Annotated in this window: 13 protein-coding genes; 6 read left to right on the top strand and 7 right to left on the bottom strand. The window is 66.9% G+C overall.

What is annotated here, in order from left to right; translation table 11 throughout:
- Positions 1–8: 8 nt before the first annotated feature.
- Together R2733_16785 and R2733_16780 are read right to left on the bottom strand one after the other, a co-directional pair.
- Positions 9–206: a hypothetical protein gene (locus R2733_16785; protein ID MEZ5378165.1), complete on the bottom strand. Its 198-nt coding sequence runs from the start codon at positions 204–206 to the stop codon at positions 9–11.
- Positions 207–313: 107 nt separating this feature from the next.
- Positions 314–1,036 (bottom strand): CPBP family intramembrane glutamic endopeptidase, encoded by a 723-nt coding sequence (locus R2733_16780; GenBank protein MEZ5378164.1) that lies wholly within the window; start codon positions 1,034–1,036, stop codon positions 314–316.
- Positions 1,037–1,131: 95 nt separating this feature from the next.
- Between R2733_16780 and ftsH the strand changes: the two genes are divergently transcribed.
- Positions 1,132–3,054, top strand: coding sequence for an ATP-dependent zinc metalloprotease FtsH (ftsH, locus tag R2733_16775; GenBank protein MEZ5378163.1), 1,923 nt, complete (start codon positions 1,132–1,134; stop codon positions 3,052–3,054).
- Here ftsH and R2733_16770 read toward each other — a convergent pair whose 3' ends face one another.
- From R2733_16770 to R2733_16760, 3 genes are read right to left on the bottom strand one after another with little or no spacing between them, the layout of a single operon-like run.
- On the bottom strand, positions 3,055–3,468 hold the full coding sequence (locus R2733_16770; GenBank protein MEZ5378162.1) for a thioredoxin family protein: 414 nt from the start codon (positions 3,466–3,468) through the stop codon (positions 3,055–3,057).
- Positions 3,465–5,084: a DUF5719 family protein gene (locus R2733_16765; protein ID MEZ5378161.1), complete on the bottom strand. Its 1,620-nt coding sequence runs from the start codon at positions 5,082–5,084 to the stop codon at positions 3,465–3,467. The genes R2733_16770 and R2733_16765 overlap by 4 nt, the downstream gene beginning before the upstream one ends.
- A 22-nt stretch (positions 5,085–5,106) precedes the next feature.
- Positions 5,107–8,304, bottom strand: a complete 3,198-nt coding sequence (locus R2733_16760; protein MEZ5378160.1) for a hypothetical protein — start codon at positions 8,302–8,304, stop codon at positions 5,107–5,109.
- 127 nt (positions 8,305–8,431) lie between these two features.
- On the opposite strand from R2733_16760, the gene R2733_16755 reads away from it, so the two are divergent.
- From R2733_16755 to cofD, 3 genes are read left to right on the top strand one after another with little or no spacing between them, the layout of a single operon-like run.
- Positions 8,432–9,385 (top strand): GDP-mannose 4,6-dehydratase, encoded by a 954-nt coding sequence (locus R2733_16755; GenBank protein ID MEZ5378159.1) that lies wholly within the window; start codon positions 8,432–8,434, stop codon positions 9,383–9,385.
- The gene (gene gmd / locus R2733_16750; GenBank protein ID MEZ5378158.1) at positions 9,382–10,356 is read left to right on the top strand and encodes a GDP-mannose 4,6-dehydratase; all 975 of its coding nucleotides are present in this window, start codon (positions 9,382–9,384) and stop codon (positions 10,354–10,356) included. The genes R2733_16755 and gmd overlap by 4 nt, the downstream gene beginning before the upstream one ends.
- A gap of 3 nt (positions 10,357–10,359) precedes the next feature.
- Positions 10,360–11,301, top strand: coding sequence for a 2-phospho-L-lactate transferase (gene cofD, locus R2733_16745; protein ID MEZ5378157.1), 942 nt, complete (start codon positions 10,360–10,362; stop codon positions 11,299–11,301).
- A 14-nt stretch (positions 11,302–11,315) separates the two neighbouring features.
- On the opposite strand, the gene R2733_16740 is transcribed toward cofD, so the two are convergent.
- A complete protein-coding gene (locus tag R2733_16740; protein MEZ5378156.1) occupies positions 11,316–12,272 on the bottom strand; it encodes a DMT family transporter in 957 nt (318 codons plus the stop codon).
- A gap of 207 nt (positions 12,273–12,479) precedes the next feature.
- Between R2733_16740 and cofE the strand changes: the two genes are divergently transcribed.
- On the top strand, positions 12,480–13,208 hold the full coding sequence (cofE, locus tag R2733_16735; protein MEZ5378155.1) for a coenzyme F420-0:L-glutamate ligase: 729 nt from the start codon (positions 12,480–12,482) through the stop codon (positions 13,206–13,208).
- A 127-nt stretch (positions 13,209–13,335) separates the two neighbouring features.
- On the opposite strand, the gene R2733_16730 is transcribed toward cofE, so the two are convergent.
- Entirely contained in the window at positions 13,336–13,998 is a 663-nt protein-coding gene (locus tag R2733_16730) for a DUF2461 domain-containing protein (protein MEZ5378154.1), read from the bottom strand.
- A 36-nt stretch (positions 13,999–14,034) separates the two neighbouring features.
- Here R2733_16730 and R2733_16725 point away from each other — a divergent pair, with 36 nt between their 5' ends.
- Positions 14,035–16,554: a DUF3516 domain-containing protein gene (locus R2733_16725; GenBank protein MEZ5378153.1), complete on the top strand. Its 2,520-nt coding sequence runs from the start codon at positions 14,035–14,037 to the stop codon at positions 16,552–16,554.
- The last annotated feature ends 5 nt before the right edge of the window (positions 16,555–16,559 follow it).

The following is a 16,559-nucleotide window of genomic DNA, read 5'->3' as shown; positions in this document are numbered from 1 at the left end:
GCGCCGGTTCAGGATCGACGCTTGCCGGACCGAAGCCCCACCTCGGCCAGCACGGCCTGCAGCTCGACCGGCTCGCCGGCCATCGACCACAGGCGCGTGTCGCAGTTGTCGCAGGATTCCATGTCGACGACGCTGCCATCGAACTCCATGGCAATCACCACGGCATCGGCTCCGCAGCGGCGGCAAGGTCGGATCGTGCTGTCCATGCCCACTCGATCGGAGTCCGACCACGAAGCGTGAGTACGGTGTGGCGAAATGGACCGCCTGACCCGCCGCCGTTGGGCCGCGCGGCCCAATCAGCCCGGAAACCCGATCATCCGGAAACGAGGAACACGAAGGTCACGGCATTGAACGCGAGATGCGCGGCCCACGCAGGACCCAGCCGGTCGTACTTGACTCGTAGGTAGCCGAGGATTAGGCCGAACACGAGGAGGCCGGGAAACTGCAGCGGCTGGAAATGGACGGCGGCGAAGACGACGCCAGAGACGATGATCGAGGCGGTGTCCGCCAGCCGATGCCGCAGCGCTCCCATGAAGAGGCCGCGATAGAACATCTCCTCGACCAGTGGTGCCATGACCACGACGAGGATGCCCATCATGACGACGTCGAACGGGCCATCGATGCGATCGATCAGCTCGCGGGCGGCGTCGCCAGGGTCACCCTCGACCACCCGATTGATCGGCCAATACAGCAGCGGCAGCACCGCCAGTTGCGTCACCACACCGACCGGCAGTCCGATACCGAGGTCGGACGGGTGGATGCGCATCCCGAGATCGATGACCGGCCCGTTTCCCCGGCGGGTCGTGGTCACGATGGGGCCGACCCCGTAGGCCAACCACTGGGGGACCTGGAGCACGAAAAGGGCGTAGACCGGCAGGGTGGCGGGCGGCTCGGCACCCTCGATGCTGCGCAACGCCATCAGGACCACGAACTGCCCGAGGAACGCTGCCAGGTACCAACCGGCGACGTCGCCGAATCCCCATCGTGGTGCCGGCGGCGACAGCGGGGGGAGGGTGGTGGAACCGGGCGACGGCACGATCCGACCCTATCTTCGCGAGCTTCGGTGTGACGCACGCCGGACCGGCTGGCCCGACCAAGTCAAGCCCGACCCAGCCGCCTAGACTCGAAGCCATGTCTGACAAAGGCTCGACCCCGCCACCGCCTCCGCCCGGACGCAATCCCCGCATGCCCGGCCGCGCCGACGGTGGCTTCCCCCGATGGGCCCTCTGGGTCGTCGTCGGTGTGCTGATCGTCCTCATCGGTGTGATGGCCAGCCAGAACTCCCAAGCAACCAACGAGATCAGCTACACCGAGTTCAAGACCCAGGTCGTCGAGGGCAACGTCGAGTCGATCGAGTACGACAACACCAACGCGAAGATCGAAGGCGTTTATCGCTCGGCTCCTGACGGCGGCAACGACACCTTCACCACCACCGGGTTCTCGCCGATCCCCGACGACGACCTGCGCCTGCTCAGCCAGAACGACGTCGACGTCTCGCCGAAGACTCCCGGCGGCAGCATCATCATGAGCTTGCTCAGCCTGTTTCTCCCCCTCATGCTGATCATCGCCTTCTTCTGGTGGCTGTCTCGCCGCCAGCAATCCCAGATGGGCGGCATCATGTCGATCGGCCGCTCGAAGGCCAAGACCTACTCGACCGAGCGCCCCGGCACCACCTTCGAAGACGTCGCCGGCTACGCCGCGGTGAAGAAGGAAGTCACCGAGGTCGTCGACTTCTTGAAGGATCCGTCGAAGTTCTCCGACATCGGTGCCCGCATTCCCAAGGGTGTCCTGCTCGTCGGCCCTCCCGGTACCGGCAAGACCCTCATCGCCCGAGCCGTCGCCGGCGAGGCAGGCGTACCGTTCATGTCGGTCACCGGTTCGGACTTCATGGAGATGTTCGTCGGCGTCGGCGCCAGCCGGGTGCGCGATCTCTTCGCCGAAGCCCGCAAGATGGGGAAGGCCATCATCTTCGTCGACGAGATCGACTCCATCGGGCGCAAGCGTGGCGCAGGACTCGGCGGCGGGCATGACGAGCGTGAGCAGACGCTCAACCAGATGCTCGCCGAGATGGACGGCTTCGAGGCCACCGAGGGCATCGTGATGATGGCGGCCACCAACCGGCCCGACATCCTCGATCCGGCTCTGCTCCGACCGGGCCGATTCGATCGCCAGGTCGTCGTGCCGCTACCTGAGCTCGAGGACCGTCGGCAGATCCTCAACGTGCACATCAAGCACAAGAAGATCGCCGACGATGTCGACGTCGATCTCATCGCCCGTGGCGCACCGGGTATGAGCGGTGCCGATCTCGCCAACCTCGTCAACGAGGCCGCCTTGTTCGCCGTGCGCCGGGGCGAGAAGCGCATCCACGGCTCCGATTTCGATGCAGCCCGCGACCGTGTCCTCATGGGTGTGAAGCGCGACTCCATGGTGCTGTCGCCCCGCGAGCGTGAAGCCGTCGCCTATCACGAGGGCGGCCACGCCCTGTGCGCTGCGATCCTCCCCAACGCCGATCCGCTGCACAAGGTCACCATCATCCCGAGCGGCATGGCACTGGGCGTCACGATGCAGCTGCCACAGGAAGATCGTCACCTCTACCGCCGTGACTACATCGAGGACCGCCTCGTCGTCATGTTGGGCGGCCGGATGGCCGAGCAGATCGTCTACAACATGACCAGCACCGGCGCCTCCGACGACCTCATGAAGGCCACCGAGACCGCACAGAAGATGGTCAAGGAGTGGGGCATGTCCGACAAGGTCGGCCCCATGGCGTGGGGTGGCGGCGGCCAGGTGTTCCTGGGCGACGACCTCATGAGCGGCAAGGACTACTCCGACGAGACCGCTCGGGTGATCGATGAAGAGACCCAGCGGATCCTGCTCGACGCCGAAGACCGGTGCCGCGATCTGCTCACCACCTACCGACCGATCCTCGACCGCATCGCCAGCACGCTCCTCGAGAACGAGACCGTCAGCGGTGCCGAGATCGATCAGTTCGTGCAGGAGGCCCGGGCCAATGGCAACGGCTCGAGCTTCGACTCGGCGGTTGCCGCCAACTGATCATTCGCTGCTGAGCGAGTCCAGCGCGTCGATGATCGACTCGGCCTCGACCGGGCCGAAGAAGCTGGCGTGCACCACACCGTCGCGATCGACCACCAACGTGGTCGGGACGCCGTCGATCTTGTAGCGCTTGTGCAGCTCGGGGTTCTCCTGCACCAGCACCCGTTGCGCCCCGGTCCCCGACCGCTCGATCCCCGTCACGGTCGCCCACGCCAGCGGACACGAGTCGCAGGTCGACGAGGCAAAGACGACGACCAGGTCGAGGTCGGCCGGCACGTCGAAGTCGTCGCGGTCGAGCTGGCGAGGGGCGCGGTACGAGGGCGCCGACGGGGCATCGGGTCGGCGGCGTTGCAGTGCCCACGCCACACCCACCGCGATCACGGTGAGGGCGATCAGCACGAGGATGCGGGTCATTCGTTCGCTCCTGTTCCCTGGGCGGCGGGGCCGATTGGCGTCACCGACGGCACCCCGGGAATCACGGCGAGACGGCCCTCGGGGGTGACGACTTGGACCTCGACCGCCACGGGCGCGTCGGAGGTGACGACCACGGCCGCGTCGGCGACGGGGCCGGCGAGCGGGATTTGTGCCCGGCCCTCGGCCGGAACGGCGGAACGAACGGGAGGCAGCAGTTCCCCGGCGACCATCAGCTGGACCTCGACCAGCGCACCGGCCGGTGCCGTGACGACCAGCACGGATTGTTCGCCCTCACCGATGGTCATCCACGGCACGACCCACCGGTCGGACAGCACGCTGGACCCGTGCGAGATGCCGACGCCGGCGGTTGCGGTGGCTTGGATCAGCGGTACCACCTCGGGTTCGAGCGACGGATCCGGGATGGCATTGTCCTGTGACTCGACGTCTTCACCGTCTTGGAAACGACGAGGCGCACGGCCGAACCCGATCGAGGCATTGGTGCCACCGGCCCCGATCAGCGAGGTGTCGATCTTGGGAGTGACCTGCCAACGCTCGGCCACGATCCCCACGTCGTTGGTCGAACGCAGGGTGACGCCGAGCTCGGCCGGCAGCGGATAGCCGGCGCGGGAGAGTTCCTCGACGAGGTCGATGACGGCGATTCGTCCACCGGCGATGGTGATCTCGACCGGCACCAGACCATACGAGGAGCGATCCGCCGGATCGGCGAGATCGAACTCGAGGTCGATCTCGGCGGTGCTCTCCCCCGGGTTGTAGATGGTGACTCGCTGATCGCCGCCATCGTGCACCCGCCCCGCCGGAAGGTACCACTCGAGTCGGGGCGCGATCGCCGCCGACGTCAGTGCCACGCCCGACGGACCGAGCTGACCGTCGAAGAACTGAAGGCGCTCGACGGCGAAGCGGCCCTGCACCGACGTGATCTTCGTGGCGACATTCGCTTCGCGGCTGACGTAGTCGCCGACGTTGATGAGACGCACCGAGCGACCGGGAACAACGGCCGCCTGGAGATCGTCGGGCACTCGGGTGCGGGTGGCGGTCTGGAACTCGACGTCGAACACCACATCTTGGGAGAACGGATTCAGCAAGACGATGAACTGGCTCGAGTCGCGTGTGGTCGTGCCATCGGCGAAATACCACGAGTCGGACGTCTCGGTTCCACACGGCGCCTGGGTGATACCCCGGTTCGTGGCCACGTTGTGTCCGACCACCCCCTCGCCACCGACGATCTCGACGACGGCGCCGACGAGGTTCGACTGGTCGAGTTCGGCGACCTCGAACGTTTCGGTCGAGCGAGGAGGAAGGTCGATGCGAGCCGACGGGCCAGGCCCGCTGCCGTTGAGCAGGTTGATGGTGGCGACCGCATCGGTGTCGCCGGCGTTGGTCAGCGCCAGGGTGTGGAGTCCAATGCCTTCGGCCGATCCCGACCCGACTGGGCAGAACCACACCGTGCTCAAGGACCCACTGGCGTCGATCGCCGGGCTCACCGGCTCGGGCAGCGACACCTCGGGTTCGGGAACGGGCGCGATGTCGACGCGGTCGTAGGCGACTCCGGCGACCAGGAGTCCGATCAACACGATCACGGCAGTCCAGCGAGTCATCGGCTCGGATCCTCCGACGGTGTCATCGGCTCGGATCCTCCGAGCGTGCAATGGAAACACCAATCGCCACGGCTGCCGCCTCGGCGATCAGGAGCAACCAACGCAACCAGGCGACGGGGCGGTGGACCGACCACTGGTCGACGCCGCCGGCATCGACGGCCAGCAAGCCTCCTGCCGTCGGCGTGGCCGTGACGCCATCACCGCTGGCGACCCAGCCGTCGCCGGTGACGGCAACCAGGATCGACGCCGGTTCGGGGAGCACCTCTGCGTCGGGGTCGACCATCGGCGCGTTCCAGCTCCACGAGCCGGAGCCGAAGTCGGCGGCCATTCGGCGACCGACCGAAAGATCGGTGTCGAGGAAGATGTCGGCTCGATTGTCCAGGTCGGTGATGTCGTGCTCGACGCCGACGACCGGCCCGCGGGCAGCCTCGTTGCGGAACACCGTGAAGTCGGCGACGCCAGAGACTCGCTGGAGATCGAGCTGCCCGAGCAGCGCAGTGAGCGAGTCCTCGGGTGCCTCGAAGGTCTGGCCTGCGTAGGGAGCAGGCGCCAGGTGGGGCACCACGACCACGAAGTCGATGCCGTAGGGCGCGAGGAGCCGGCCGACACGTACCGTCTGACGACGCAGTGCAAGATCGAGTTGCTCGCCCACTTGTGCATTCAGCCCGTAGTTCCCGGGCGTGAAGCGCCCGAACGCCGTGGGTTCGCCGCCCTCGGTGATCGCATAGGTGACCCCCTCGGCCGATTCGAGCGAGTCGACGGGCAGGATCGACGGTTCGCCGATCCACAGCACCCGAGCGGGACCCTCGAGCTGCTCGGTCAGCAGATCGGTGGTTGCGGCATAGCTCTGCTCGGGCAGGTCCCAACGTCCGCTGTAGGAGTTGCGCAGGAGCTGCACACCCGCACCGGCCATGGCGACGACACCGAGGAACGCCACGACCTGGCGCCAGCCGAACTTGTAGCCGACGAGGTCGATCTCGACGGCGCGCGCTGCCGCACCGATCGACAGTGCTACGCCCACCGCAGCAGGGACGAGCATCAGCTCGGCGGCGGGGAGCTCGATCGGCAACCAGCCTCGTCGAGCGCTCCACAACAGCAGCCAGGCCGCAACAGCGAGCGACCAGCCACGAACACCAGCTTCGAGCCGCACGCCGGTGCCGATGAGCAGCGACAGCGAAGCGGCAAGGAGGAGGCCGAGTGTCAGGAGGCGCGGTTCGGAGATGCCCGGGGCGAAGCGGATGAGGTCGGCCAGCGAATCGAAGGTGGCTTCGGGCGACGGCGGCCCGACGAACCACTGCCACGTTCCACGCTGGATGATGTCGAACGTCCACGGAGCGTGCAGCGCCGCCGGCACCACAACCGCGGTGATGGCAGCGAGCACCAGGTTGACCATGCCCCGAGTCTTCGCCAACAGGAGGTTGCCGACGATCTGGCCGACGATCACCACCATCACCACGAGGATCACGGACGGGACGAACGTGGCGACTGCCGCCACGAGCAGCCCGAACCGGACCAGCCGGACCGGGAGCGTCCGCTGGACGATGTCTTGACTGGGCGACCCACCGATGTCGCCGAACGGCGCACTTCCCTGCACTCGCAGGAGGCTGCCAACGAGGAACGGACCGGCGCCGAAGACGACAAGGGCGTTCCACTGGCCGGCGCCGATGGCGGCGATCGACAGCGGGTTGGCGGCGTACGCCAGGGCGGCGAAGGCGCTGCCGCGAAGCGTGCCGTAGGGGCGGGCCAGGCGCCACGCTCCGAGCGTGCCGAGGAACAGGGGCCCGATCACCAGCAGGGTGTCGAACACGCCGGTCCCCCAGAAGAAGGCGAGCTTGCCGAGGCCGAGGACTCCGAATGCCGTGGCCGAGTTGCCCGTTCCACCGAGCCCGACGGTCCGCCAGTCGCCGAGATACTCCTTCAGAAGCGTGGCGGCGCCGGGGAGGTCGAGGAACTGTCCGGTGGCAACCACTCCACCCGTGATGAGTCCACGACTCCCGATGACGAGGACCAGGCCGATCAACGTCGAGATGATGAAGCCGTCGCGGAACGCACCAGCATCTTGACCGGTGAACGAGTCGCGGAAGTTGCCGGCGAAGGAGACGACCCGGTCGCCGACGTCGAACTGGCCCCGGAAAAAGCCGCTGAGGCGGGCCGAACCCGACATCTGGAGCGCTCCGACTTCACGATCGGACACGCTGCGCAGGGCGTGCACGACCTTGCGCCGCTCCCGGATCTGGCCGAGGTTGCGGAGGTTCCATGTGATGGCACCGACGGCCGATCGGGCCTGGCGTCGGCGACCGGCCACCAGCGAGTAGGCAGCTTCCATCAGCAGCAACGCAATGGCGACCGGCAGCATGCGGGCGAGATGCAAACGAGTCGACGTGACGCACAACGCTCGAAGTCGGTGCCTCGCAAGGAGCTGGCGCCGCTCGTCGGGGTCGGCCTCGATACCGAGGGAGCGGACCACGGCTCGCGGTACGGCGACGACCCTGGCTCCAGCGGTGTGGGCGCGCCAACACAGATCGAGGTCGTCGCCGTACCAGGTCATGGCCGAGTCGAAGCCGCCCAGTGCAGCGAAGAGGTCGGCCCGGACCAGCTGCACGCCGCTCGGGGCAAAGAAGATGTCGCGAACCGTGTCGTACTGTTCCTGGTCGAACTCGCCCGGCTCGACGTAGTCGACCTCGACGCCGAACTTGTCGGCACCCATGCCGACGCTGCGGAGCCGGCGAGGGTCGTTGCCGTCGACCACCTTGGGGGCGACGATGCCGGCGTTGGAGCGATACAGCTCCTCGACCAAGGACGAGGTGGTCGAGGGCTCGAGTTCGAAGCCGGCGGTCACGAACAGATAGAAGGACGCACCGGAGACGAGCTCGCTGGCCTTGTTCGCTGCGCCGGCTCGACCGAGGCGGTTCGGCATGCGATGGAGGTAGGCGTCGGGAAGAAGTCGGGCGACCAAGTCGGTGATCGGTTCGCCGTCGGTGGCATCGATCACGAGGACCGAGAGATTGGTGTACTCCTGCGCCGCCACCGATTGCAGGGTGCGCTCGAGATGGTTCGACCCCCGGTCGACGATGACCACGGCAACGATCGGCGGACCGCCACCGTCGCCAAGCAGCTCCTCGGACGCCAGTGGGGCGTCGATGGGGAGCTCAGAGGCTTCTGGTCCGACCACGAGGGGGTTCTCGGAAGAAGCAGCGCGGGCTGCAGGGGCGTCGGTCACGAGGCCGCAAGACTACCTCCGCAGAAGCTTCGCACCCGGCACCCCGGCCAACTTCGCCGCCGGCGGGAATGACCACGTCGTGCCCCCTCTCGCACACCTAGGGTGGCGATGTCGCTACCCTGTCGCAGTGGCCCACGCACTCGTCACCGGCGCAACCGGATTCGTCGGACCTCACCTGGTGGCCCACCTCACCGAATGTGGCGACACCGTCATCGGTTCCGATCCGGCCGATCCGTCACGGCGGGGCCCCGACCTGCTCGATTTCGACGGTTGGCGCGGTCTGGTCGCCGACGCCGCCCCCGACGTCATCTATCACCTTGCCGGTTGGAGCAATGTCGGCGCGTCGTGGGCCAATCCTCGCCAGGTCTGGCGAGTCAACACCGAGGGCACGCTCGCAGTGCTCGAAGCGGCTGACGGTGCCGGCGTCGCCCGAGTCGTCATCGTGTCGAGCGCCGACGTCTACGGCCCGCTCGATCCCGCCAGCATGCCGATCCTCGATGAACAGCCCACCAACCCCGCGTCGCCGTACGGCGCTTCGAAGGCGGCGGCCGAGGTCCTCGCCCTCCAGTTCGACCGCTCTCACGATCTCGACGTGGTCATCGCCCGGCCGTTCAACCACATCGGGCCGGGCCAGTCACCAGGCTTCGTCGTTGCGGCCTTCGCTCAGCGCATCGCCGAAGCCGAGCTCGCCGGTGGCGGTGAGGTCCGCCATGGCGACCTGTCCGCTCGGCGCGACTTCACCGACGTCCGCGACACCGTACGGGCCTACCGCCTCCTCGCCGAACGGGGAACGCCCGGGCGCACCTACAACATCTGCACCGGGCACGACGTGGCGATGAGCGAGGTGCTCGAACAGCTACGGTCGCTCGCCTCGGTCGAGATCGACACTGCGATCGACGAGTCGCTACTCCGCCCGATCGACGTGCCTGTGCACCGGGGGTCGGCGCGCCGACTCCACGACGACACCGGCTGGACGCCGACCATCCCACTCGACCAGACCCTGGCTGACGTACTCGAAGATGCAAGACTTCGCGTCGCGGCCGCCCACCCGACCGCTACCGACCCGCAGGAGCAAACATGACCAAGCGCGCACTCATCACCGGACTCACCGGCCAGGACGGTTCGTACCTGGCCGAGTTCCTCCTGGAGAAGGGCTACGACGTCGTCGGTATCGTCCGACGGTCGTCGACCGTGAACTTCGAACGTATCTCCCACATCCAAGACGACATCCGGATCGAGCAGGGCGACCTCCTCGACGAGGCCTCGATGCACGACGTCGTCCGGCGGGTGCGGCCCACCGAGATCTACAACCTCGGCGCCCAATCGTTCGTCCAGACCTCGTGGCAGCAGGCGGTGCTCACCGGCGAAACGACCGCCCTTGGCGTGACCCGCCTTCTCAACGCCGTGCGCGACATCGACCGTGACATCCGCTTCTACCAGGCGTCGTCGTCGGAGATGTTCGGCAAGGTCCAGGCCGTCCCCCAGACCGAGTCCACCCCGTTCTACCCCCGCTCGCCCTACGGCGTCGCCAAGCTCTACGGGCACTGGATCACCGTGAACTACCGCGAGTCCTACAACATGCACGCCACGAGTGGCATCTTGTTCAACCACGAGTCGCCGCGTCGTGGGCTCGAGTTCGTCACCCGCAAGATCACCAATCACGTGGCTCGGATCAAGCAGGGTCTCGCCACCGAGTTGCCGTTGGGTGACCTGCATCCCGAGCGCGACTGGGGATTCGCCGGTGACTATGTCGAGGCGATGTGGGCCATGCTCCAGCAAGACACCGCCGACGACTTCGTGATCGCGACCGGCGAGACCCACAGCGTGCAAGAGTTCTGCGAGATCGCCTTCAGCCACGTCGGGCTGAACTGGCAGGACCACGTGGTGCAGGACGAGCGGTTCATGCGTCCAGCCGAAGTCGATCTCCTCATCGGCGACCCGGCGAAGGCGAAGGCCCAGCTGGGTTGGCAGCCGAAGACCTCGTTCCGCGAGCTGGTCGAGATGATGGTCGAAGGCGACATGGAGCTCGTCGCTCGTCAACAGCGCGTCTGATCGATGCCCGATCAGAACGAACCAACGGCGGCAGTCATCTGCGGCGGCGTCGGCGCGGCCCGCCTGCTGCGAGGCCTCACGCGGCTCGTTCCCGGTGACCGGCTCACGGCGATCGTCAACGTCGGCGACGACCTCGAACTCCACGGACTCCACATCTCGCCCGACCTCGACACGATCACCTACACCCTTGCCGATGCCGTCAGCCCGGAGCGGGGTTGGGGTCTCGACGGCGAGACCTGGCAGGCGATGGAGATGGTGGGCCGCTACGGCGGGGTCGACTGGTTCAATCTCGGCGACCGCGATCTGGGCACCCACCTCTACCGCACCCACCTGCTCAGCACCGGGGCCACCCTCGCCGAGGCCACCGCCAAGGTGATCGCCGGTTGGGACCTCGACCTCACGGTGCTGCCGGTCACCAACGACCGCCTCCGCACCATGGTCACCACCACGACCGAGGGAGAGATCGGCTTCCAGGAGTACTTCGTGCGGCTCCAGCACGGCGTCCCGGTGTCGTCGGTCCGCTTCGCCGGTGCCGAGACGGCCGCACCCGCCCCGGGCGTCCTCGATGCCATCGCCTCGGCCGATCACCTCATTGTCGCTCCGTCGAACCCGGTCGTCTCGATCGACCCCGTCCTCGCCGTGCCGGGTGTGCGTGCGGCGCTGGCGGCTCGTCGCGACACCGTGGTCGGCGTGTCACCGATCATCGGCGGCAAGGCGCTGAAGGGGCCCGCCGACCGCCTGCTCGTCGAGCTCGGACGCGAGGCGTCCGCCGTGGCCGTCGCCGAGTGGTACCGAGACGTGGTCGGTGTGCTGGTGATTGACGAAGTCGACGCCGAGCTGGCCCCGGCCATCGAAGCGCTCGGCGTGCGATGTGTCGTCGCCCCCACGATCATGAGCGATCTCGACACCACCGTCGCGCTGGCCGAGGTCGTGCTCGACGCCTGATCTCGGCGTGGGACTCAGGTCGGCAGTGAGCCGACCGACTCGGCGTCCTTTGCGCGGGCCTCGGTGACGAGTGCCTGCCCGGCCTTCGAGCGAATCGCCCCGATCAGACCGGCAAGGATGATTGCCCCGCCGGCCAGGTGGACCCACGTGATCCCCTCGCCGAGGAAGATCCAGGCCATGGTCCCGGACACCACCGGCCCGGCGAGTCGCATCAGCGGTGGAACGTTTGCCGGGGTGTAGCGCAGGGGCCAGGTCATGACGACATGACCCAGGGTGCCGGGTACGACCGCCATGGCCAGCGCCCGCCACAGATCAGTGGTGCCGACGCTCCCGGGATCACTCCCGATCGCCAACACGAACAGCGACACCAGGACCGCCGCCGTCCCCATGACCGTGGTGAGGAACGCCACCACCGAGAGGTGTTCACGACTGATCTTCGAGATCAGGAAGAACATGGCGAAGAACGTCGTGCTGACCATGGCCATGGCCATACCGATCGGGTCGCCGTCCGGGCCCTGCGAGCTCCCGAGCACGACGAACGCAGCGCCGGCCATCGCCACGACGGACCACAGTCGGAACGCGGGCGCCGGTCGCTCCCCGAACATCGGGATGGCCGCGAAGCCGACGACGATCGGAGCAAGCGTGCTCATCAGGCTGGCATCGACGACGCTCGTCCGTTTGATGGCGGTGAAGAAGAAGACCTGGTTCAGCGAGAAGGCTGCACCCGCCAGCGCGGCCCATTTCAGCCCCTTCGGAGTGGCGAGCGAACGCCCACTCAATCGCTGGACGACCGCCGAGACGACCAGCACGCCGAACCCGAACCACAGCCGCCAGAACGACAGCAACACGCCCGAGGTGTCGGCCGAGCGGGCGAGCACCGGTCCGGTGCCGTACAGCACGACACCCAGCGCGATGAGGTGGTAGGGAAACCGCTCGGCGATGCGGTCACCCATGGGCTGCGAGGTGCTCACTGCTGGAGGTGTATACCTCCCCCACCCCCGGTGTCCAAACTGCCGCCTCGTCCACCACCATCTGTCGAGGCTGAAGCCCTCTCCGTCGAACTGTCGACACTGAAGCCCCATTCTGAGCTCCAGTGTGGACAGTTCGCTGGTTTGGGCTCGAGTGTGGACAGTTGGCGTAGTGGGTGATCGGGGCGGGGGTGCGCCAGACTGTCGGCCATGACGCTGCGACGGCTCGAGATCATTCCCATCGGCGGCCTACCCGAGATCCGTCCTGGCGACGACTTGGCCGGGATGATCATGGACGCCTGCGCCGCGTCGTTGGGTGAGCACGAGCAGCTGCGAGACCACGACGTGCTGATCGTCAGCCAGAAGGTCGTGTCGAAGGCCGAGGATCGGCTCGTCAAGGTCGATCCGACTGACCCCCAGTCGCACAAGCCACTGGTGCTGGCAGAGGCCCGGAGGGTCATCCGCCGCCGCGGCGACCTCATCATCACCGAGACCAAGCACGGGTTCATCTGCGCCAACTCGGGCATCGATCGCTCCAACGTCGACGCCGACGTGGCCTGTCTCCTCCCCGAGGATTCCGACCGCAGTGCGCGGCGACTACGAGACGCGATCAAAGGGCGTCAGGGCATCGACGTAGCCATCATCGTGGCCGACACCTTCGGCCGCCCGTGGCGGCGTGGACTCACCGACATTGCGATCGGCTGCGCCGGCATCAAGCCGATCCTCGACCTGCGAGGCACCGAAGACGCCACCGGCCGTGAGCTGCACGTGACCGAGGTGTGCCTCGTCGACGAACTCGCCGGTGCGGCCGAGCTGGTGCGAGGCAAGTCAACGGGCATCGCCGTTGCCCTGATCCGCGGCATCGACCCGGCATGGATGGGCGAGGGCACGGTGGTCGGCGACATCGTTCGCCACCCCAACGAAGACCTCTTCCGCTAGCCAGCCGCGCTCGAACTCTCGGCCCCTGAGCCCAGCCCCAGCGAACTCTCGGCTCTGGAGCCCGGAACTGGGCTCGACAGCCGAGAGTTGACCGGGGGTGGGCTGGAGCGCCGAGAGATGGAGGTGGTCAGCGGCCGCCGAAGCCCATGGGTTCGAGTTCGGACGGGCCGACGTGGGTGTCGAGCCAGTCGTTCATCGGGGCCATGTCGTCCCAGGCCTGGCGCACTCGCGTCACGATCTGCTTGGTGAAGATCCACTTCGGTGTGCCGAATGCCTTCGATGCAATGAGGCCCTTGCGGCGGAGGAGCTCGATGCGCGGGTGGTCCTTGGGGTAGCCGCGAGGCGCCGTCTTCAGTTCGTCGATGGCAGCGATGTCATAGCGCTTGGCCAACTGCTCGACGATGGCGGCGATCTCGGCACCCCGGGCGTCGTCGTCGACTGCTTCGCGGAACCGAGCCAGCTGATCCTTGGCCATGGCGTAGTAGCCCGCTCCCGCCATGAATCCCTCGGCCGAGAAGTGGACGTAGTACCCCGCTCCCCCTTCGCCCTCGGTGTAGGCGCCCTGCGCGGTCTTGTAGAGCGGCTTGCCCTTGGCGAAGCGGACGTCGTTGTACGGACGGAACAGGCGGAAGGGCCCGTAGTCGGACAATTCCTCACACAATGCAGTCATCGGTGCCTTGACCTCGGACTCGTACCGATGCTTGTTTGCAGTCCAGAACGCCTTGGTGTTGTCGTCTTCGAGCTCCTCGTAGAACTCGATACCGGCCGGAGACAGTCCGCTGAACGCCATGCCCCGAGCGTAGTGGGAGCGGGTTAGCTTGGCGGGATGAGCTTGCCGCCGCTGCTCCAACACCTTCCACCAGCTCCAGACCCCGACGCGCTGGTCGACGGCTTCGTCGATTTCGTCGCCGAGCAGGGCCTGTCGCTGTATGACGCCCAGGAGGAGGCGATCCTCGAACTCCTCGCCGGCAACAACGTCATCCTCAACACCCCGACCGGGTCGGGCAAGTCGCTGGTGGCCGCCGCCGCCCACTTCGCCGCACTCGCCGCCGACAAGCGAAGCGTCTATACCGCACCGATCAAGGCACTCGTGTCGGAGAAGTTCTTCGCCCTGCGCCGCGACTTCGGCGACGAGCGGGTCGGCATGATCACCGGCGACGCCCGGATCAACCCCGACGCGCCGATCATCTGTTGCACCGCCGAGATCCTTGCCAACTGGGCACTCCGAGATGGCGCCGAGGCCGACGTCGACGTCGTCATCGCCGACGAGTTCCACTACTACGCCGACCCGCAGCGAGGCTGGGCCTGGCAGGTTCCCCTTCTCGAACTGCCGCACGTCCAGTTCCTGCTGATCTCCGCCACGCTCGGTGCCACCGGCTTCTTCGAGAAGGACCTCACCCGCCGAACCGGCCGGGCAACGGTGACCGTGTCATCCGATCAGCGCCCGGTCCCCCTCGACTTCGAGTACCGGCGCACCACACTGCACGCCTCCATCGAGGAGCTGCTCGCCACCGGTCGAGCGCCCATCTACCTCGTCCACTTCACGCAACGGGAGGCGACCGAGGCGGCTCAGGGCTACCTGTCGCTCGACCCGCTGACGAAGGACGAGAAGGAGCACATCAAGCGGGCGATCGGCGGATTCCGATTCGACACCCCCATCGGCAAGGACCTCCGCCGCTACCTGACCGGTGGTATCGGCGTCCACCACGCCGGGCTGCTGCCGAAGTATCGGCTGCTGGTCGAGAAGCTGGCCCAGGACGGCCTCCTCAAGATCATCTGCGGCACCGACACCCTCGGCGTGGGCGTCAACGTGCCGATCCGCACCGTGCTGTTCACCCAACTGTGCAAGTACGACGGCACGAACGTGCGCACCCTCTCCAATCGAGAGTTCGCCCAGATTGCCGGCCGCGCCGGACGGAAGGGCTTCGACGACGAGGGCACCGTCTGGGTCCAGGCGCCGGAGCACGTCGTCGAGAACCTGCGAGCCGAGGAGAAGGCGTCGGCCAAAGACGGCAAGAAGGCGAAGAAGGTCGTCAAGAAGAAGCCGCCGGAGCGGGGCTACTCCCACTGGAACGAGGACACCTTCACTCGCATCGTCAATGGCGCGCCGGAACCGCTCATCTCCAGCTTCTCGGTCAATCATCAGATGGTGATGAGCCTGCTCTACCGTCCGGGTGATGGCTGCGGCGCGGTGCGAAAGCTGATGACCGACAATCACGAGACCAAGCGTCGTGGACGAAACCACATCCGCCGCTCGATCGCGATCTACCGTTCGCTGGTCGAGGCCGAACTGTTGGAGTTCCCCGACGAGCCCGACGAGTGGGGCCGGCGGGTCCGAGTCAATTTCGACCTCCAAGACGAGTTCGCCCTTCACCAGCCTCTGTCATTGTGGGCCATCGACGCGATCGGCCAGGTCGACGAGCCGGTCGAAGGGCTCGAGCTCATGCATGCGCTCGACATCGTCACCATCGTCGAGGCACTGATGGAGAACCCGGGGGTGATCATCGCCGCCCAGCTGAACAAGGCCAAGGACGCGGCGATGGCCGACATGAAGGCCAGCGGCATCGAGTATGACGAGCGCATGGCCAGGCTGGCCGAGGTCGAGCCGCCCCGGCCGAACAAGCGCTGGCTCTACGACAGTTTCGACGAGTTCCGTGTGCATCACCCCTGGGTCGGATCCGACAACGTCCAGCCCAAGTCGATCGTCCGTGAGATGTTCGAGGAGGGTATGACGTTCACCGAGTACGTCCAGCACTACGGCCTCAAGCGCTCCGAGGGCGTGGTGCTGCGCTACCTGTCCGATGTCTACAAGGGGCTGGTGCAGAACGTGCCAGCGGAGGCGAAGACCCACGAGCTCGACGACGTGATCGCTTGGCTCGGCGCCGTCATCCGTCAGGTCGATTCCAGCCTCATCGACGAATGGGACGCGCTCATCTCCGGCGAAGCCTACGTCGAACCCGAGGTCCGCTCGGTCGACGAGAACGACATCACCGCCAACGTGCGCGGCTTCCGAGTGCTGGTGCGCAACGAGGTGTTCCGCTGGGTGCAGGCCCTCGCCATCAAACGTCATGCGCCGATCCTCGGGTCGATCACCAACCCCGATGAGTGGACCCTCGACGACACCGTCGACGCCATGGCGCCCTACTGGATGGAGCACGACGAACTGCTCACCGACGGCGACGCCCGATCGGCCGGGCGCTTCATCGTCGATGGTGACTCGGTCACCCAGATCCTGCACGATCCCGAGGACTATGACGAGTGGCGCATCCTCGCCACCATCGACCGCGAACGCTCCAAGGAAGAGGGGCGGGCTCGACTCCGCCTCGACTCGATCGAGCGTCTCTGACCATG

This window comes from Acidimicrobiales bacterium (genome assembly GCA_041394265.1).
Taxonomy (GTDB): Bacteria; Actinomycetota; Acidimicrobiia; order Acidimicrobiales; family SZUA-35; genus JBBQUN01.
Note: the sequence above shows the minus strand (reverse complement) of the source record. Positions and strands in the feature narration are given on the sequence as shown.

What these genes read in the sequence shown, in the direction of transcription:
- R2733_16785 (MEZ5378165.1), bottom strand. Translation starts at nt 206, where the DNA reads ATGGACAGCACGATCCGACCTTGCCGCCGCTGCGGAGCCGATGCCGTG.
- ftsH (MEZ5378163.1), top strand. Translation starts at nt 1,132, where the DNA reads ATGTCTGACAAAGGCTCGACCCCGCCACCGCCTCCGCCCGGACGCAAT.
- R2733_16770 (MEZ5378162.1), bottom strand. Translation starts at nt 3,468, where the DNA reads ATGACCCGCATCCTCGTGCTGATCGCCCTCACCGTGATCGCGGTGGGT.
- R2733_16765 (MEZ5378161.1), bottom strand. Translation starts at nt 5,084, where the DNA reads ATGACTCGCTGGACTGCCGTGATCGTGTTGATCGGACTCCTGGTCGCC.
- gmd (MEZ5378158.1), top strand. Translation starts at nt 9,382, where the DNA reads ATGACCAAGCGCGCACTCATCACCGGACTCACCGGCCAGGACGGTTCG.
- cofD (MEZ5378157.1), top strand. Translation starts at nt 10,360, where the DNA reads ATGCCCGATCAGAACGAACCAACGGCGGCAGTCATCTGCGGCGGCGTC.
- cofE (MEZ5378155.1), top strand. Translation starts at nt 12,480, where the DNA reads ATGACGCTGCGACGGCTCGAGATCATTCCCATCGGCGGCCTACCCGAG.
- R2733_16730 (MEZ5378154.1), bottom strand. Translation starts at nt 13,998, where the DNA reads ATGGCGTTCAGCGGACTGTCTCCGGCCGGTATCGAGTTCTACGAGGAG.
- R2733_16725 (MEZ5378153.1), top strand. Translation starts at nt 14,035, where the DNA reads ATGAGCTTGCCGCCGCTGCTCCAACACCTTCCACCAGCTCCAGACCCC.